10 protein-coding genes are annotated in these 18,879 nt (G+C 66.7%); 8 read left to right on the top strand and 2 right to left on the bottom strand.

Going from position 1 to position 18,879, the window contains the following annotated elements; genetic code table 11:
- The first annotated feature begins 5 nt into the window (after positions 1–5).
- The 8 genes from treZ to C4K27_RS14760 all read left to right on the top strand — a co-directional run bounded on the left by treZ (position 6) and on the right by C4K27_RS14760 (position 12,796).
- Positions 6–1,802 (top strand): malto-oligosyltrehalose trehalohydrolase, encoded by a 1,797-nt coding sequence (gene treZ / locus C4K27_RS14795; protein ID WP_053261025.1) that lies wholly within the window; start codon positions 6–8, stop codon positions 1,800–1,802.
- A complete protein-coding gene (gene malQ / locus C4K27_RS14790; protein ID WP_053261024.1) occupies positions 1,799–3,880 on the top strand; it encodes a 4-alpha-glucanotransferase in 2,082 nt (693 codons plus the stop codon). The genes treZ and malQ overlap by 4 nt, the downstream gene beginning before the upstream one ends.
- Positions 3,877–6,669, top strand: a complete 2,793-nt coding sequence (locus C4K27_RS14785) for a malto-oligosyltrehalose synthase (RefSeq protein ID WP_053261023.1) — start codon at positions 3,877–3,879, stop codon at positions 6,667–6,669. The genes malQ and C4K27_RS14785 overlap by 4 nt, the downstream gene beginning before the upstream one ends.
- 21 nt (positions 6,670–6,690) lie before the next feature.
- Positions 6,691–7,026 carry a DUF2934 domain-containing protein gene (locus C4K27_RS14780; protein WP_053261022.1) on the top strand — a complete coding sequence of 112 codons (336 nt, stop codon included), beginning with the start codon at positions 6,691–6,693 and terminating at the stop codon, positions 7,024–7,026.
- A gap of 113 nt (positions 7,027–7,139) precedes the next feature.
- Positions 7,140–9,308: a glycogen debranching protein GlgX gene (gene glgX / locus C4K27_RS14775; RefSeq protein WP_053261021.1), complete on the top strand. Its 2,169-nt coding sequence runs from the start codon at positions 7,140–7,142 to the stop codon at positions 9,306–9,308.
- 292 nt (positions 9,309–9,600) lie between these two features.
- Positions 9,601–10,356 carry a PIG-L deacetylase family protein gene (locus C4K27_RS14770; RefSeq protein ID WP_007926788.1) on the top strand — a complete coding sequence of 252 codons (756 nt, stop codon included), beginning with the start codon at positions 9,601–9,603 and terminating at the stop codon, positions 10,354–10,356.
- Positions 10,357–10,448: 92 nt separating this feature from the next.
- Positions 10,449–11,249, top strand: a complete 801-nt coding sequence (locus C4K27_RS14765; protein WP_053261020.1) for an endonuclease/exonuclease/phosphatase family protein — start codon at positions 10,449–10,451, stop codon at positions 11,247–11,249.
- Positions 11,250–11,740: 491 nt separating this feature from the next.
- The gene (locus tag C4K27_RS14760; RefSeq protein WP_053261019.1) at positions 11,741–12,796 is read left to right on the top strand and encodes an autotransporter domain-containing protein; all 1,056 of its coding nucleotides are present in this window, start codon (positions 11,741–11,743) and stop codon (positions 12,794–12,796) included.
- Positions 12,797–12,986: 190 nt separating this feature from the next.
- Here C4K27_RS14760 and glgB read toward each other — a convergent pair whose 3' ends face one another.
- Together glgB and treS are read right to left on the bottom strand one after the other, a co-directional pair.
- Positions 12,987–15,215, bottom strand: coding sequence for a 1,4-alpha-glucan branching protein GlgB (glgB, locus tag C4K27_RS14755; protein ID WP_053261018.1), 2,229 nt, complete (start codon positions 15,213–15,215; stop codon positions 12,987–12,989).
- A gap of 42 nt (positions 15,216–15,257) precedes the next feature.
- On the bottom strand, positions 15,258–18,590 hold the full coding sequence (gene treS / locus C4K27_RS14750; RefSeq protein WP_053261017.1) for a maltose alpha-D-glucosyltransferase: 3,333 nt from the start codon (positions 18,588–18,590) through the stop codon (positions 15,258–15,260).
- Positions 18,591–18,879 lie beyond the last annotated feature (289 nt).

Below are 18,879 nucleotides of genomic sequence, written 5' to 3'. Positions count from 1 at the left end.
CCTGGATGCCGTCAAGGACTCTGGAAACCTGGCCCCACGGCGCTACTGCGCTCGATACCGAGCGCACCCGCTTTGCCCTCTGGGCGCCGGACGCACAGCACGTCAGCGTCGAACTCGAAGACGGCGTGTCGCTGCCCATGCTGCCCCAGGCCAACGGCTGGTTCATGGTCATCGGCCAGTGCCCGCCCGGCACCCGCTACCGCTTCGATATCGATGACCAGATCCGCGTGCCCGACCCGGCGTCCCGGGCCCAGGACGGCGACATCGACGGCCCCAGCCTGGTGGTCGATCCCCGGGCCTATCGCTGGCGGCACCCGCACTGGCAAGGCCGGCCGTGGCACGAAGCAGTGATCTACGAGCTGCATGTGGGCGTGCTCGGCGGTTACCGCGCAGTGGAAAAACACCTGCCGCGCCTGGCCGAGCTGGGCATCACCGCCATCGAGCTAATGCCCCTGGCGGAGTTTCCCGGCGATCGCAACTGGGGCTACGACGGCGTCCTGCCTTATGCGCCGGAAGCCTCCTACGGTCCGCCCGACGACCTCAGGCACCTCATTGACAGCGCCCACGGCCTGGATCTCGCGGTGATACTCGACGTGGTCTACAACCACTTCGGCCCCGACGGCAATTACCTGCACCACTACGCCAAGGCCTTCTTCAGGGAAGACCGGCACACGCCCTGGGGCGCGGCCATCGACTTCCGCCGCCAGCCCGTGCGCGACTTCTTTATCGACAATGCCCTGATGTGGCTGCTGGAGTACCGCTTCGACGGCCTGCGCCTGGACGCCGTGCATGCGATCGACGACCCGGACTTCCTGCATGAACTGGCGCAGCGGGTGTGCCGCCGGATCGACCCGGCGCGGCAGGTCTGGCTGACCGTGGAAAACGAGTACAACCAGGCCAGCCTGCTGGAGCAGCACTTCGACGCGCAGTGGAACGACGACGGCCACAACGCCCTGCATGTGCTGCTCACCGGGGAGACCGACGCCTACTACGCCGACTTCGCCGAACGCCCCACCGAGAAACTGGCGCGCTGCCTGAGCCAGGGCTTCGCCTATCAGGGCCACGTCACCCGCCACGGCACCCCTCGCGGCGAACCCAGCAGCCATTTGCCGCCCAGCGCCTTCGTGCTGTTTTTGCAGAACCACGACCAGATCGGCAACCGCGCCTTCGGCGAACGCCTGGTTCGCCTGGCCGAGCCACAGGCGTTGCGGGCGGCCACGGTGCTGTTGCTGCTGTCGCCGATGATCCCGCTGCTGTTCATGGGCGACGAACTGGCGGCGCCGCAGCCCTTCCTGTTTTTCACCAGCCACCACGGCGAACTGGCGGACGCGGTGCGCGAGGGCCGACGCGGCGAATTCGCCGCCTTCAGCGCCTTCGCCGATCCGCATAAACGCGAGCAGATTCCCGACCCGAACGCGCCGGACACCTTCCTCGCGTCGAGGCCGCAGGCGGACCCGGCCCAGGGCGAGCAGACCCTGGCGCTGTATCGCCAGCTGTTGCAACTGCGCCGCGAGCACATCGTGCCCTACCTGCCCGGCGCCGAAGCCCTGGGCGCCGAGGTGCTGGCCGAAGGCGCGCTCTGTGCCCGCTGGCGCCTGGGCAATGGCCAGGAACTGCGCATCGACCTCAACCTGAGCCCGCACAACGTCGCGCAACAGCCGCCAAGCGCGACGCAGCGCCTGTTCGAATACCCGGCCCAGGCGTTCGAGCGGTTGCACCAAGGCACTCTCGCCCCCTATAGCGCGCTGGTCAGCCTCGGCGCAGTCGCCCCCACGCCAGACCTTGACGGAGAACACCCATGAGCGACGCGCAACTGGAAATCCTCGCCAGCCGGGCCGGCCTGGCCGTCGACTGGATCGACGCCAACGGCCGCCCGCAACGGGTCGAGCCACGGGTGCTGCGCGCCGTGCTGGCCAGCCTCGGCCATCCGGCCGACAACGACCGGCAGATCGAAGCCAGCCTGCGCCAGCTGCTACAGGTGCAGCAGAGCCGGCAACTGCCGCCGCTGCTGACCGCCGACGCCGGCCAGGGCCTGGACCTGGGGCATTACTTCGCCCCGGACACGCCCTGCGAAATCCACCTGGAAGACGGCGGCGTGCTCAACCTCAGGCTGGACGCCAACTCCATGCTGCCGGGCCTGGTCCCGGTGGGTTACCAGGAGGTGAGCATCGCCGGCCAGCACTTCACCCTGGCCGTGGCGCCCGAGCGCTGCTACAGCGTCGCCGACGCCGTGGACCAGGCCACGCCCCGCGCCTGGGGCCTGAGCGTGCAGCTGTATTCCCTGCGCCGCGCAGGCGACGGCGGTTATGGTGATACCCAAGCGCTCGAAGACCTGGTCCGGGTCGCCGGCGAACGGGGCGCCGAGGCCGTGGCCATCAGCCCGCTGCATGCCATGTTCAGCAGCGACACCGGCCGCTACAGCCCCTATTCGCCGTCCAGCCGGTTGTTTCTCAACAGCCTGTACGCCGCGCCCGGGACCATTCTCGGCGAGCGGGCCTGGCGCAGCGCGATCGATGCCAGCGGCCTCGGGCCGCAACTGCAACAGCTGGAACAACAGCCGATGGTCGACTGGCCGGTGGCGGCCCAGGCCCGGAAGAAAGTCCTGCGCGCGCTTTATGACGGCTTCTGCCAGGGCGAGCATCCGCTGCACCAGGACTTCGCCAGCTTCCGCCACGCCAGCGGTGAGGCCCTGGAAAACCACTGCCGCTTCGAAGCCATCCAGGCCCAGCGCGCGGCCCGCGGCGAAAGCCTCGACTGGCGCGAATGGCCCGACGCCTGGCGCACCCCACGCAGCCCGGCGCTGGCGCAGTTCGCCGAGGAGCACGCCGCCGATATCGGCTTTTATGCCTTCTGCCAATGGCTGATCGCCCGTTGCCTGGAGCGGGTGCAGGCCACCGCCCGCAGCAGCGGCATGGGCATCGGCCTGATCGCCGACCTGGCGGTGGGCGCCGACGGCGGCGGCAGCCAGGCCTGGAGCCGCCAGGACGAACTGTTGGCGGCGCTGACCGTCGGCGCGCCGCCGGACATTCTCAATCGCCAGGGCCAGGGCTGGGGCATTTCCGCCTTTTCCCCGGAGGGCCTGGTGCGCAACGGCTTCCACGCTTTCATCGAAATGCTCCGGGCCAACTTCGCCCATGCCGGCGGCCTGCGCATCGACCATGTGATGGGTTTGCAGCGGCTGTGGGTGATCCCCCTCGGCGCCCCGCCCTGCGACGGCGCCTACCTGTATTACCCGGTGGACGACCTGCTGCGCCTGCTGACCCTGGAATCGCACCGGCACCAGGCGATCGTCCTCGGCGAGGACCTCGGCACGGTGCCCGACGGCCTGCGGGAAAAACTCAGCGCGCGGGCCATGCTCGGCATGCGCGTGCTGCTGTTCGAGCAGGAGCACGGCACGCACTTCCGGCCGATCCTCGACTGGCCGGACAATGCCCTGGCCACCACCAGCACCCACGACCTGCCGACCCTCAACGGCTGGTGGCAGGGCCGCGACATCGACTGGAGCGCGCGCCTGGGCCTGGTGGACGCAAGCGGCGAAACCCATTGGCGCGAACATCGCCAGCGCGAACGCGAGGGCCTGCGCCACGCCCTGAGTCGCGACCCGCAGAATTTTCGTGAAGACACTCATGAAGCCGATCAGGTGGTGGACGCCAGCGTGCGCTTCCTCGGCCATACCCGCGCACCGCTGGTGCTGCTGCCCCTGGAGGACGCCCTGGGCATCGACGAACAGGCCAACCTGCCCGGCACCCTCGACAGCCATCCCAACTGGCGTCGGCGCCTGGCCGGCAGCAGCGCGGCCTTGCTCGACGACCCGGACGCCGCGCGCCGCCTGGAGCTGCTGGCCTGCGCCCGGCAACAGGCCCACGAGCGCGACCGATGAAGGATTCCACGCACCACAGCCCGCCCATGCGGGCCACCCTGCGCCTGCAGTTTCATCGCGGCTTCACTCTCGACGACGCGGTGCCGCTGGTGCCCTACTTCGCCCACCTGGGCATCAGCCACCTGTACGCGTCGCCGCTGCTGTGCGCCCGCGCCGGCTCGATGCATGGCTACGACGTGGTCGACCCGACCCGGGTCAATCCCGAGCTGGGTGGCGAGGCCGCCCTGGAGCGCCTGGTCCGCAGCCTGCGCCAGCACGACATGGGCCTGCTGCTGGATATCGTCTCCAACCACATGGCGGTCGGCGGCGCGGACAATCCCTGGTGGCAGGACCTGCTGCGCTGGGGCCGCCTGAGCCCCTACGGCGAATTCTTCGATATCCAGTGGCACTCCCCCGACCCCTTGCTGGAAGGCCAGTTGCTGCTGCCGTTCCTCGGCAGCGACTACGGCGTGGCCCTGCAGGAAGGCGCGCTGAGGCTGTGCTTCGATGCCGAACGGGGCGAGTTTCATGTCGAGCATTACCAGCATCATTTCCCGATCTGCCCCAGCGACTATGGTGAACTGCTGCGGCTCCAGGGCGAGACCGACGCCGAACCGGCCGAACGTCTCAAGCCATTGGCCGATGCCTTCAGCACCCTGCGCTACCAGTCCGATGCCCACACCCAGGCCGAGCCCTTGCAACAGCAACTGCAGGAAGCCGCCCGTGAACCGCAGGTCCGCGCGGCCATCGAGCAGCACCTGGCGCGCTACGATTCGCGCCAGCCGCAGGGTTTCGCCCGCCTGCACGCCCTGCTGGAGCAGCAGAGCTACCGCCTGGCCAGCTGGCGCACCGCGGCGGACGACATCAACTGGCGGCGCTTCTTCGACGTCAACGAGCTGGGTGGGCTGCGGGTCGAGCGCCCGGCGGTGTTCGAGGCCACCCACGGCAAAATCTTCCAGTTGATCGCCGCCGGCCTGGTGGACGGGCTGCGCATCGACCATATCGACGGCCTGGCCGATCCCCGCGGCTACTGCCGCAAACTGCGGCGCCGGGTCGACGCCCTGTGTCCCGGCCAGCACTTGCCGATCTACGTCGAGAAGATCCTCGGCGCTGGCGAAACCCTGCGCCGCGACTGGGGCGTGGACGGCAGCACCGGCTATGAGTTCATGAACCAGCTGTCGCTGCTGCAACACGACCCGCAAGGCGCCGCCCCCCTGGCCGAACTCTGGAGCCGGCACAGCGAACGGCCGGCGGCCTTTCTCGAAGAGGCCCGGCTGGCGCGCCAGCAATTGCTCAACGGCTCGCTGGCCAGCGATTTCGAAAGCGTGGCCCAGGCCCTGCTGCAAGTGGCGCGCAACGATGTGATGAGCCGCGACCTGACCCTCGGCGCCATTCGCCGTGCCTTGCAGGAACTGATCGTGCACTTCCCGGTGTACCGCACCTACATCGGTGCCTGCGGGCGCTCGGCGGCGGACGAGGCGGTTTTCCAGCAGGCCCTGCAAGGCGCCCGCGACACTCTGGGCGAAGCCGACTGGCCGGTGCTGGCCTACCTGCAACAGTGGCTTGGCGGCCGCGGCTGGCGCCAGCTGCCACCGGGGCGCCCGCGCAAGGTGCTCAAGCATGCCTGCGTGCGCTTCCAGCAACTGACCTCGCCGACGGCGGCCAAGGCGGTGGAAGACACCGCGCTCTATCGCTCGGCGGTGCTGCTGTCACGCAACGACGTCGGTTTTTCCACCGAGCAGTTCTGCGCCCCGGTGGAAGACTTCCACGCCGCCTGCCGCGAGCGCCTGAAGGCTTTCCCCGACAACCTGCTGGCCAGCGCCACCCACGACCACAAGCGCGGCGAAGATGCCCGCGCGCGCCTGGCGGTACTCAGCGAACTCGGCCCCTGGTACGTCGAACAGGTGGAACACTGGCGCAGCCTGGCCCAGGCCCTGCGCAGCGATCCCCAGGCGCCCGGTGCCGGCGACGAGCTGATCCTCTATCAGGCCCTGCTCGGCAGCTGGCCGCTGGAACTGCACAGCGACGACCGCCAGGGCCTGCGCGGCTATGCCCAGCGCCTCTGGCAATGGCAGGAAAAAGCCCTGCGCGAAGCCAAGCTGCACAGCAGCTGGGCGGCGGCCAACGAGGCCTATGAAAGTGCCGTGCACCACTTCATCGAGCTCCTGTTGCTCAGCCCCGAGGGCCTGCCGTTGCGCAGCGCCATCGGCACAGCCGTCCAGGTCATCGCGCCCGCTGGCGCCCTCAACGGCCTGGCTCAATCCTTGCTGCGCATGACCGTGCCCGGCGTGCCGGACCTGTATCAGGGCAACGAGTTCTGGGACTTCAGCCTGGTGGACCCGGACAACCGTCGCCCGGTGGATTTCGCCGCCCGACAGCAGGCCCTGGACCCTTGCGGCGAAACCATGGAACTGTTGGCCCACTGGCGTGACGGGCGCATCAAGCAGGCCCTGATCGCCGCCACGCTGGCGCGCCGGGGCGAATACCCGCAGCTGTTTCGCCGGGGCACTTACCAGCCGCTGCCGGTACAGGGCCGACACGCTGGCAAGGTGCTGGCCTTCATGCGCGAACACCAGGGCCAGCGCGCCGTGGTGATTGTGCCCAGGCTGGTCGCCGGGCTGCTGGAAAGCGGCGCGCAACCGCGGGTCGACGCGCCGGATTGGGGCGATACGCGTGTGCATCTGCCATTCGCCGCGCCAGGACAACACCTGAAGGGACTTTTTTCCACGGGGGCAGTCACACCCCACAAGGATCTGATGATCAGCAGCGCATTGCGGGATTTCCCGGTCAACCTCTTCATCCAAACTTGAGTTCAGTTCAGGAGCATTGCGATGAGTACCGACGACAAACGCATTCGTGAGTTCGCCTATCAAATCTGGGAATCGGAAGGCCGGCCCGACGGCCAGGAACACCGACATTGGGAAATGGCCCGCAAGCTGGCCGAAGCCGAGGCCCTGGCCCCGAGCAAGCCGCCCAGGGCGACCCGCGCCGCCAGCGCCAAGCCCGGCAAGCCCGCGGCAAAGCCCAAGGCCGTCGCCAAACCCGCGGCGGCGGCCCCCCTGGTACCTCCTGGAGAAAAGCTACCTCCTGGAGAAAAGGTGCCGCCCGGAGGCAAAAGCAGCGCGGCGAAAAAGCCGCGGGCACCGCGCAAGCCAGCGACCAGCTGACGCCTCTGCTGCGAGGCGCTCGCGCCATCCTCCACTGCCGACCTTGCCCATGTGCGTGGCGCGCCCGAGCGCCACAGGGAGCCCATTCGCCCATCTGATTCGCAGGAGCACCCATGACCACCGCCAAAGCAGCCGCCACGCCGAAAACCCCGCAAGCCACCGAGCCCTCGCGCATCCGCGAAGGCCTGCCCTTCCCGCTCGGCGCGACCTGGGACGGCCTGGGGGTCAACTTTGCCCTGTTCTCGGCCAATGCCACCAAGGTCGAGCTCTGCCTGTTCGATGCCACGGGCGAAGTCGAGCTGGAACGCATCGAACTGCCGGAATACACCGACGAGATCTTCCACGGCTACCTGCCCGACGCCCACCCCGGGCTGATCTACGGCTATCGGGTGCATGGCCCCTACGACCCGGCCAACGGTCATCGCTTCAACCCCAACAAGCTGCTGATCGACCCGTATGCCAAGCAGCTGGTGGGCCAGCTGAAATGGTCCGAGGCGCTGTTCGGCTACACCATCGGGCACCCCGACGCCGACCTCAGTTTCGACGAGCGCGACAGCGCGCCCTTCGTACCCAAATGCAAAGTGATCGACCCGGCCCACACCTGGGGCCACGATCATCGGGTCAGCGTGCCCTGGGACAAAACGATCATTTATGAGACTCACGTGCGCGGCTTCACCATGCGTCATCCCTCGGTGCCGGAGGCGGTGCGCGGTACCTTCGCCGGGCTGATGGTCGACGATGTGCTGGAACACATCCGCAAGCTCGGGGTGTCGTCGGTGGAGCTGTTGCCGATCCATGCCTTCGTCAATGACCAGCACCTGCTGCACAAGGGCATGACCAATTACTGGGGCTATAACAGCATCGCCTTCTTCGCCCCCGACCCGCGCTACCTGGCCAGCGGCAAGATCGCCGAATTCAAGGAAATGGTCGCGCACCTGCACGAAGCCGGGCTCGAAGTGATACTCGACGTGGTCTACAACCACACCGCCGAGGGCAACGAGCAAGGCCCGACCCTGTCCATGCGCGGCATCGACAACGCCTCCTACTACCGCCTGATGCCCGACGACAAACGCTTCTATATCAATGACTCAGGGACCGGCAACACCCTCGACCTGAGCCATCCCTGCGTGCTGCAGATGGTCACCGACTCGCTGCGCTACTGGGCCACGGAAATGCACGTGGACGGTTTTCGCTTCGACCTGGCGACGATTCTCGGGCGTTACCACGATGGCTTCGACGAGCGCCACAGCTTCCTCGTGGCCTGCCGCCAGGACCCGGTGCTGCGCCAGGTGAAGCTGATCGCCGAGCCGTGGGACATCGGCCCCGGCGGTTATCAGGTGGGCGGCTTCCCGCCGGGCTGGGTGGAGTGGAACGACAAGTTCCGCGACACCGTGCGCGCCTTCTGGAAAGGCGACGACGGCCAGCTCGCCGACTTCGCCGCGCGCATGACCGCCTCCGGCGAGATGTTCAACCAGCGCGGCCGGCGGCCTTATACCTCTGTCAATTTCGTGACCGCCCACGACGGCTTCACCCTGCATGACCTGGTGTCGTACAACGACAAGCACAACGAAGCCAACGACGAGGACAACCAGGACGGCAGCAACCACAACCTGTCGTGGAACCACGGCGTCGAAGGCCCCACCGACGACCCGCAGATCAATGCGCTGCGCCTGCGCCAGATGCGCAATTTCTTCGCCACCCTGCTGCTGGCCCAGGGCACGCCGATGCTGGTTGCCGGCGACGAGTTCGCCCGCACCCAGCACGGCAACAACAACGCTTATTGCCAGGACAGCGAAATCGGCTGGGTCAACTGGGACCTGGACGAGGACGGCAAGTCGCTGCTCAAGTTCGTCAAGCGCCTGGTCAAGCTGCGCATGACCTACCCGATCCTGCGCCGCGGACGCTTCCTGGTGGGCAACTACAACGAGGATATCGGGGTCAAGGACGTCACCTGGCTCGCCCCGGACGCCAGCGAGATGACCATCGAACAATGGCAGGACAGCCACGGCCGCTGCCTGGGCATGCTGCTCGACGGCCGCGCCCAGGAAACCGGGATACGCCGCCCCGGCGCCGACGCGACCCTGCTGCTGGTGGTCAACGCCCATCACGACATCGTCAACTTCAGCCTGCCGGAAGTGCCCGACGGCGGCTTCTGGACCTGCATGATCGACACCAACCAGCCCTCGGTGAAAGGCCAGGAACGCTTCGAGTTCGGCCACCGGTACTCGGTGACCGGGCGCTCGCTGCTGCTGTTCGAACTGCAGCACGAGGATGACGATTGAGCAGGTCATTGGCCATTTGCCGGATTGAATGGCGGGCAGTGGCCAGCCCATCAGACACATGTACGATAGTGCCGGATATCCATTCCCCGCTATCTTGAACAGCTGAGCGTCGCCATCGGAAAAAATCGCTGGCCCCTGCGACGGAGGCCAACGGCTGTGTATGATTGAACGCTCTTGCAGGACGGCAATCCAAGGTATGGAGCGCCGGCACCCGGACCGATACCGGGTGCGAACCCAAGCGGCCCGGTCCGTCACCGTGCGCCGACTGCCCCGGAACAAGGATGTGACACCCATGAGATCCATACCCCTGAGCGACAACTGGCCGGAGCAGGTCTGGAACGGCGCCCGCCAACTGCTCGACGTCCCCTCCATCAACCTTGCCAGCCTGGTGCCGCCCGGATTTCGCGCGGTGGTCATTGCCCCGCACCCCGGCGACGAAGTGCTGACCTGCGGCGGCCTGCTGCAGGTACTGGCCCACCATGGCCATCCGCTGCAACTGATTTCCATCACCGACGGCAGCGCCAGCCACCCCGGCTCCGACCTGTGGTCGGAGCGGCGCCTGAGCGTGTTCCGCCCCCAGGAAAGTGTCGAGGCCCTGCGCCGCCTGGGTTTGCCCCTGCACAGCCTGCAGTGGATTCGCGGCGGCTTTGCCGACAGTGGGCTGCAGGAACGCGAGCATCAGTTGAGCCAGTTCATTGGCCGTTACCTGCGCCCCGATGACGTGGTGTTCAGCACCTGGCGCGAAGACGGCAACGACGATCACGACGCCGTCGGTCGGGCCAGCGCCAAGGCCGCGGCCCAGGCTGGCGTGGCGTTCCACGAAGTGCCGGTGTGGGCCTGGCACTGGCCGGCGCGCGATGAACAGCTGCTGCCCTGGCACCGCGCCCGCAAGTTGCGCCTCGACACCTGGACCGTGGCCCGCAAGCGCCACGCGGCGCATGCCTATGCCAGCCAGTTGCAGGGCGATCCGGGCATCGGCCTGGCCCCGACCCTGACGCCGGTGGTGCTGGAGCGGCTGCGCCAGTCCTACGAAATCTTTTTCATGTAGGGCTGCCCCGATGCGGGCAGACCGGGGAAAACCTGAACTGACCGGCAAAGTGTCAGTCGCATGAGTAACCGCCCTGATTACGAGGAGTGAGCGTGAGCACCGATTCAACCAGGCGTCCGGTCACGTCGGCAGCGCCAGACGACCCCCCGGCGGTCCATCGCCTGCGCATCCTGACCGTCAACACCCACAAGGGCTTCACCGCCCTGAACCGCCGTTTCATTCTCCCGGAGCTGCGTGACGCGGTCCGCAGCACCCAGGCCGACCTGGTGTTTCTCCAGGAAGTGCTGGGCGAGCACGACCGCCACGCCAGCCGCTACGGCAACTGGCCCCAGCAGTCGCAATACGAGTTTCTCGCCGACAGCATGTGGAGCGACTTCGCCTACGGGCGCAACGCGGTCTATCCCGATGGCCATCACGGCAACGCCCTGCTGTCGAAATACCCGATCCGCCAGTACCGCAACCTCGATGTCTCGATCACCGGCCCGGAGCGCCGCGGGCTGTTGCATTGCGTGCTGGATGTACCGGGGCATGCCGAAGTGCACGCGATCTGCGTGCACCTGAGCCTGTTGGAAAGCCATCGCCAGCTGCAACTGGCGCTGTTGTGCCAGTTGCTCGAGTCGCTGCCGGACGATGCGCCGGTGATCATCGCCGGCGACTTCAACGACTGGCAGTTGCATGGCAATGCCACCCTCGCCCGCCGCGACGACCTGCACGAAGCCTTCGAACGCCACCATGGCAGGCCGGCCAAGACCTACCCGGCGCGCTGGCCACTGCTGCGCCTGGACCGCATCTACCTGCGCAACGCCAGCAGCCACGCACCGAAGATCCTCGGGCACAAGCCCTGGACTCACCTGTCGGATCACCTGCCGCTGGCGGTGGAAGTGCACCTCTGATGCCTTCGCCCAGGCATCGAGGATCATCGGTCTGGCGGCCCACCAGGCCACTCTCGCCTCCCCGGCAACCGCGGTCGCCGGCCTGATCGACGAAGCGGCCAGCGCGCTGGCCAAGGCCTGACGCGGCCCTTGGCCCAGGAAAATCACCGACTCGCCTGCAAAGGACGAGTCGGTAGTGGGCTACCGAAAATCGTTTTCCCCCGTCTCTTCCGACGTTTTTTCGCACAAACAAGAACTTAGAGAATCGCGTTTTTTCAGTCGGTTACACAGCCTGAATTACCTACGCCATTGGTCGGTCATTTTCTTGACGATCGCGGAGTCGTCTCCTTAGCTACAGCTTACTACCCCCGGAAATACAACCAGGGGCAAGCCTCGGATACCTGCTCTAGAGCGGGTCGCCGAGCCTTGCCTCAACGAACTCGGTCGCCCCTCATTCGGGGTAGGAGAGACGCCACGGCGAGACACGGCATGCGATTGCAAGGTAGCCCTCCATGAAAACTTCACTCACCCCACAAGAGATCAAGATCATTCTGTGCACAGTTTCCGCTTCGGTATTGCTGTGTTCTTCCATGGAGGTACAAGCGTCCCCTGCCGAGGACGAGGCGCAGCTCTGGTATCGCCAGGACCTGCTCCTGAACCGCCTGTTGACACCCGCGACATCCGCGACGCCCATGCCGGCCAGCCAGCCCCGGGGCAACAGCCTGGGTATCGTGCAAGGCAGCCCGCAGGTCTGGGACCCGCTGTACGGGCCCGCGGCGCGGCAGACCGAAGTCGGCTACCTCGGTTCGCGTTTTGCCAGCAGCATCAACGACACGCCCGGCGGCCCGGTGCTCTACACCCTGGAAAGCAGCAGCGGGCATACCCAGCGCATCGGCCTGCTGGGCGGCCAGAGCCAGTTCCAGGCCAACGGCCAGGGCGTGCCCGGCGGTTTCAGCGACCCGCGTAACGACCGTTTCAGTGTCCAGGGTCAAAGTCTTGGCGCGTTCTGGAGCCTGACCGGTCCGCAGGGCTGGCACGTCGATCTGTCGGCCAGCGGCGCCCGGGTCAGCGGCTTCAGCCGCACCGAGCAAGGCCAGCGGCAAGCCGCCGAAGGCAGCGCGGTGACCCTGTCGGTGCAAGGCGGGATTCCCATCGGCATCAGCGACAACTGGGTGGTCGAACCCCAGGCGCAATTGATCAACCAGCGCGTCAGCCTGGACAACCCGAATGCCGATAGCAACAGCCGCTCCGCCGGCAACCTGAACGCCTGGAGCGGCCGCGTCGGGGCCCACTTGCAAGGCCGTTACGACGTCGCCGGACACTCGGTGGAACCCTATGTGCGCACCAGCTTGTGGCACACGGTGTACAGCGGCGACACCCTGACCCTGGACAAGGTCGACAAGATCAGCAGCAGCCGCAAGTCCTCCACGGTCGAAGTCGGCCTGGGCCTGGTGGCCAGGCTTACCCCTGTCGTCAGCCTGTATGTGAGCGCCGACTACAGCAGCGATGTGGACGACAACGACCTCAACGGGCTGATCGGCAGCCTGGGGGTGCGGATGCGCTGGTAAAAACCTGTAGCCGCCGCAGGCTGCGATCGGCGGCGCAGCCGACGCAAAGGGAGCATCGGCCATACGCGTCGTCCGGGTTGCGGGCTCTGCGAGCCCGATCGCAGCCTGCGGCAGCGGCTACAGGGATTCAGGGACACCAGGTGCGCTCGCGCCTGCAGGAATTGCCCTGCAGGCGCGACGGCTAACCGGATCAAGCCTCTGGTTGCAGGATCAGCACCGCCAGCGGCGGCAGGTTCAATGCCAGCGACAACGCCTGGCCGTGGCTCGCCACGTCCTCGGTGAACACCCCGCCGCCATTGCCATAGTTGGACCCGGCGTAGGTATCGGAGTCGCTGTTGAACAACTCGCCCCAACGCCCGGCGAAGGGCACGCCGATCCGGTAGGCCTGGCGCGGCACCGGGGTGAAGTTGGCCACCACCAGCAGCGGCTTGCCGTCCTTGCTCCAGCGCAGCCAGGCGTAGACGCTGTTGATCGCGTCGTCGCCGATCAGCCACTGGAAGCCCTGGGGCGCGTCGTCCTGGTCGTGCAGCGCCGGATGCTCGCGGTACAGCCGGTTGAGATCGCCCACCAGCTTCTGCACGCCGCGGTGCTCGGGGTATTGCAGCAGGTACCAGTCCAGTTGCTGATCGTGATTCCATTCGCGCCACTGGCCGAACTCGCAGCCCATGAACAGCAGCTTCTTGCCCGGGTGGGTCCACATGAAGCTCAGGTAGGCCCGCAGGTTGGCGAACTTCTGCCAGCGGTCGCCGGGCATCTTGTCGATCAGCGAACGTTTGCCGTGCACCACTTCGTCGTGGGAGATCGGCAGGATGAAGCGCTCGGACCAGGCATACACCAGGCCGAAGCTCAGTTCGTTGTGGTGATGGGCGCGGTACACCGGGTCCTGTTGGATGTAATGCAGCGAGTCGTGCATCCAGCCCATGTTCCATTTATAGGCGAAGCCCAGGCCGCCTTGCTGGGTGCCCTGGCTGACGCCCGGCCAGGCCGTGGACTCCTCGGCGATCACCAGGGCGCCCGGCGCCTCGAGGGACACCACGTCATTCAGATGACGCAAAAAGTCGATGGCTTCGAGGTTCTCGCGTCCGCCATGGCGATTGGGCACCCACTCCCCGGCGTTGCGCGAATAGTCGCGGTAGAGCATCGAGGCCACGGCATCCACCCGCAGGCCGTCGACATGGAAATGCTTGAGCCAGTGCAGCGCCGACGCCAGCATGAAACCGTGGACCTCGGTGCGCCCCAGGTTGTAGATCAGGGTGTCCCAGTCCTGGTGGAAACCTTCCAGCGGGTTGCCGTACTCGTACAGCGCGGTGCCGTCGAATTGCGCCAGGCCGTGGGCGTCGGTGGGAAAGTGCGCCGGCACCCAGTCGAGAATCACCCCGATGCCCGCCAGGTGGCAGGCGTTGACGAACGCCGCGAAGTCGTCGGCGTTGCCATAGCGCGCGCTGGGGGCGAACTGCGACAGCGGCTGATAGCCCCAGGAACCGCCGAAGGGATGTTCCATGATCGGCATCAGCTCGATATGGGTGAACCCCAGGCTCTGCACATAGGGGATCAGGCGTTCGGCCAGTTCGTGCCAGTCGTACTGGCGCGCCACCTCGCCCAGATCGTCCACCTCGCATTGCCAGGAGCCGGCATGCAGTTCGTAGATCGACAAGGGCGCGTCGGTGCGCTGGCGTTCGCCGCGGGCCTGCATCCAGTCGAGGTCCTGCCAGTCGATGCTCAGCGGGCTGGCGACTTTCGAGGCGGTATCCGGCGGCAGCTGGGTGGCCAGCGCCACCGGGTCGGACTTCAGCGGCAGGATGCCGTGGGCGCCGAGGATTTCATATTTGTAGGCTTCGCCCGGGCCCAGGCGCGGCACGAACAGCTCCCAGACCCCGGACGGATGACGCAGGCGCATCGGGTGCCGCCGTCCGTCCCAGACGTTGAAGTCGCCGACCACCGAGACCCGCCGGGCATTCGGCGCCCAGACCGCGAAACGCACGCCGTCGACGCCCTCCACGGTTTTCAGCTGCGCGCCGAGGCAGGCACTGAGGTCGCGGTGGTTGCCCTCGGCGAACAGGTACAGGTCCATCTCCCCCAGCAACGGGCCGAAGCTGTAAGGGTCTTCGCCAATATGCTCGCCACCGGCCCATTGCGTGCGCAGCAGATAGGGCTGGGCCTGGGCAAAGTGCCCGACAAACAACCCCGGTACCTCGGTGCCCTCCAGGCTGCCCAGCACTGTCCCGCCATCGCGAGCCAGCACCTGCACACTCAGGGCGCCCGGCAGGAAGGCACGGATGAATTGGCCGCCGGCGCCGTCGCCATGGGGGCCGAGCACGGCAAAGGGGTCCTGGTGCTCGGCACGCACCAATGCCTCGATATCCCGCGCGGCGGGCATTGCCTGTTTGACCTCACCCTGTTCCTTGTTCGAGAAACTCATGACTGCTCTCCAGCACTTTTTGTATCGGAAAAGGGTTTCACATCACTCAACCTTCATATCACTTAGCAGCACATGCAGCCCCCGCAGCGGCACCGCGAGCCAGGCCGGACGGTTTTCCGCTTCATACGCCACTTCGTAGGCTGCTTTCTCCAGGCTGAACAAGGCCAGCGCGGCGTCCTCGCCATTCTTTTCCTGCCAGGCATGAGCAAGACTAGCTGCCGCCAGCCGGTACGCCTGGACAAACGACTCGCGGGCTTCGCGCAGATAACGCTCGGTGACCCGCTGCCGGGCCGCCAGGGCGTGGGCCGAGGCGTCGAGGCCCTGGCCGCCGAGGGCCAGCGCCGCGGCATAGTCGAAGGAGCGCAGCACCCCACTGACGTCCTTGTACGGACTGTGCTTGCCCCGGCGCTCGTCCAGCGGCCGGGCCGGTTCGCCCTCGAAATCGATCAGGTACGCGTCGCCCTTGATCACCAGCACCTGGCCCAGGTGCAGATCGCCGTGGACGCGCATGCGCAGGCCGCCGACCGCCTGTTTCGCCAGGCCCTGGATATGCGCCAGGATCGCCGTCTTGTGTTGGCTCCACGACGCCACGCGCTGTCGATCCTCAGCCGTCAGCTCGGCCTGATGCTGCTTGAGCAAGTGCAAGGCCCGTTCCAGTTGCGCGCCGATCTGCCTGGCCCAGGCCTGGGCGTCCTTGTCGGTACTCGGCCGCGCGCGAAAGGCCGGGTTGGTGGTCGGCGCCGCGAGGACCTGGTGCATTTCCCCCAGGCGCTGGCCGAGCATGCCGGCAAAGTCGCGCAGCTCGCCCAGGGCGTTGTAGTGCTGGTCCTGCTCGGACATGGCATCGGCCAGTTCGTCGCGGATCGCCCGCTCCAGGTTGTTCTGGGTCCACTCCCAGGCATCGCCCTGATTGCTCAGGTAACCCTGGGCGATCATCAGCAGGCTGTCCTCGCCCTGCCCGTCCCGGCGGATCACCGAACCGAGCAAGGGTGAAATGTGCTGGAAGCCGGCGGCGGTCAGGTAGGCGCTCATCTCCAGTTCCGGGTGCACGCCGCTGGCCACCTTGCGGATCAGCTTGAGCACCAGGCTAGTACCGATCACCACCGAGCTGTTGGATTGCTCGGCGGACAGGTAGCGCACTTCGGATTCCGCGCCCAGGCCGAGCCCGGCCAGTTGCTCCGTGGCCTCGAAGCGGATCTCGCCATCGCCACAGGGCAGCACGGTGTGCGTCTGGATCGCCTGCAGGACATTGTGCACAAAACTTTCCAGGGCAAAGGCGTCGGTGATCAGCCCCACCTGGCGGCCACGGCGCACCCGCGCCAGGGCCAGTTGCTGCGGCAGCGCGGCGCCGATCTGCTCTTCGCCGAGCAGGCCGAACGGCAGCTGGTAGCGCCCGCTCTGGCCGCCGCCGCTGACCTCCAGCTCGCTGAGCAACACCGGATGCTGCGGATCGCCAAAGCGCACGCCATAGGCGATGTGCACCTGTTCGATGGCGCTGTCCTTGCCGGCGAACCAGCGGCGCTTGGGTAGCCAGGTCGGCAGCGAACTCTGCTCCAGGGTGGTGCGCGACGGCGCTTCGAGCAATTCCTCGAGGCGTTTTTTCAGCACCAGGGTGGTGAAGTCCGGCATGCTCTGGGCCGGCTCCACATGCCAGCTCGGCATCTGGTTTTCCGCCGCCAGGACAAACCAGTAGAAACCGTAGGGCGCCAGGGTCAGGAGGAAATTCAGCTGGCCGATCGGCGGGAAGGCATTCCCGCCGAGCATCTCCACCGGCACCATGCCGGCGAACGCCGACAGGTCCAGCTCCGCCGCCTGGGCGCTGCGCGACACGTTGGCCACGCAGAGGATGATTTCGTGCTTGCCGTCGGGCCCGGTGTATTCGCGGGTATAGGCCAGGATCCGGCGGTTGCTCGGCGACAGCATCTTCAGGCTGCCGCGGCCGAAGGCCTTGGACTGTTTGCGGATCGCCAGCATGCGCCGGGTCCAGTTGAGCAGCGAATGCGGGTCGCCGGCCTGGGTCTCGACATTCACCGACTGGTAGCCGTACAGCGGGTCCATGATCGGCGGCAAGACCAGGCTCGCCGGGTCGGCCCGGGAGAAGCCGCCGTTGCGGTCGATCGACCATTGCATCGGTGTGCGCACGCCATCGCGGTCGCCCAGGTAGATGTTGTCGCCCATGCCGATCTCATCGCCGTAATACAGGGTCGGCGTGCCGGGCATCGACAGCAGCAGGCTGTTGAGCAGTTCGACCCGGCGGCGGTCGCGCTCCATCAGCGGTGCCAGGCGCCGGCGAATGCCCAGGTTGATCCGCGCGCGGCGGTCGGCGGCGTAGTAGTTCCACAGGTAGTCGCGCTCGCGGTCGGTGACCATCTCCAGGGTCAGCTCATCGTGGTTGCGCAGGAAGATCGCCCATTGGCAGTTGGCGGGAATCTCCGGGGTCTGGCGCAGGATGTCGGTGATCGGGAAGCGGTCTTCCTGGGCCAGCGCCATGTACATGCGCGGCATCAATGGGAAGTGGAAGGCCATGTGGCATTCGTCGCCGTCGTCGCCCTTCACGTCGCCCTTCTTTGTTTGACCGAAGTACAGCTGGGTGTCTTCCGGCCACTGGTTGGCTTCGGCCAGCAGCATGCGGTCCGGGTAGTTGGCGTCGATCTCGGCGCGGATCTGCTTGAGCACGTCGTGGGTCTCGGGCAGGTTCTCGTTGTTAGTGCCGTCGCGCTCGATCAGGTAGGGAATGGCGTCCAGGCGCAGGCCGTCGATGCCCATGTCCAGCCAGTAGCGCATCACCGACAGCACCGCCTTCATCACCTGCGGGTTGTCGAAGTTGAGGTCCGGCTGGTGGGAATAGAAGCGATGCCAGAAGTACTGGCCGGCCACCGGGTCCCAGGTCCAGTTGGATTTCTCGGTATCGAGAAAGATGATCCGCGTGCCGTCGTACTTCTGATCGTCATCGGACCACACATAGAAATCCCGCGCCTTGGAGCCCGCCTTGGCCTTGCGCGCCCGCTGGAACCAGGGGTGCTGGTCCGAGGTGTGGTTGATGACCAGCTCGGTGATCACCCGCAGCCCGCGCTTGTGGGCCTCGGCGATAAAGCGCCGGGCGTCGGCCAGGGTCCCGTAGTCGGGGCTGACGCCGCGGTATTCGGCGATGTCGTAGCCATCGTCGCGGCGCGGCGAGGGATAGAACGGCAGCAGCCAGATGGTGTTCACCCCCAGGTCGGCGATGTAGTCGAGCTTGGCGATCAACCCGGGAAAATCGCCGATCCCGTCGTTGTTGGAGTCGAAATAGGATTTGACGTGAACCTGATAGATCACCGCGTCCTTGTACCAGAGCGGGTCCTTGATGAAGGTGGCTGACCTGGGTTTCTTCGCCATGGGTAACTCCTGAACATTCATGGGTCCGTGCCGCGCAGATAGCGCTGCACCTGTAGCCGCAGCCGAGCCCGCGAGGCTGCGACAAGGTCCGCAGGACCTTCGACGGCCTCAAGAGCGCGTCCCGTTCCGGGCCGATCGCAGCCTGCGGCAGCGGCTACACCGATCGCGCCTGTAGCCGCTGCCGAGCCCCGCGAGGCTGCGACAAGGTCCGCAGACCTTCGACGGCCTCAAGAGCGCGTCCCGTTCCGGGCCGATCGCAGCCTGCGGCAGCGGCTACACCGATCGCGCC

Origin of the sequence: Pseudomonas chlororaphis subsp. chlororaphis (assembly GCF_003945765.1) — a bacterium.
In the GTDB taxonomy this organism is placed as follows: domain Bacteria; phylum Pseudomonadota; class Gammaproteobacteria; order Pseudomonadales; family Pseudomonadaceae; genus Aquipseudomonas; species Aquipseudomonas chlororaphis.
The sequence above is the reverse complement of the archived record's forward strand: the minus strand, read 5'-3'. Positions and strand labels throughout refer to the sequence as shown.

What these genes read in the sequence shown, in the direction of transcription:
- treZ (WP_053261025.1), top strand. Translation starts at nt 6, where the DNA reads ATGCCGTCAAGGACTCTGGAAACCTGGCCCCACGGCGCTACTGCGCTC.
- malQ (WP_053261024.1), top strand. Translation starts at nt 1,799, where the DNA reads ATGAGCGACGCGCAACTGGAAATCCTCGCCAGCCGGGCCGGCCTGGCC.
- C4K27_RS14785 (WP_053261023.1), top strand. Translation starts at nt 3,877, where the DNA reads ATGAAGGATTCCACGCACCACAGCCCGCCCATGCGGGCCACCCTGCGC.
- C4K27_RS14780 (WP_053261022.1), top strand. Translation starts at nt 6,691, where the DNA reads ATGAGTACCGACGACAAACGCATTCGTGAGTTCGCCTATCAAATCTGG.
- glgX (WP_053261021.1), top strand. Translation starts at nt 7,140, where the DNA reads ATGACCACCGCCAAAGCAGCCGCCACGCCGAAAACCCCGCAAGCCACC.
- C4K27_RS14770 (WP_007926788.1), top strand. Translation starts at nt 9,601, where the DNA reads ATGAGATCCATACCCCTGAGCGACAACTGGCCGGAGCAGGTCTGGAAC.
- C4K27_RS14760 (WP_053261019.1), top strand. Translation starts at nt 11,741, where the DNA reads ATGAAAACTTCACTCACCCCACAAGAGATCAAGATCATTCTGTGCACA.
- glgB (WP_053261018.1), bottom strand. Translation starts at nt 15,215, where the DNA reads ATGAGTTTCTCGAACAAGGAACAGGGTGAGGTCAAACAGGCAATGCCC.
- treS (WP_053261017.1), bottom strand. Translation starts at nt 18,590, where the DNA reads ATGGCGAAGAAACCCAGGTCAGCCACCTTCATCAAGGACCCGCTCTGG.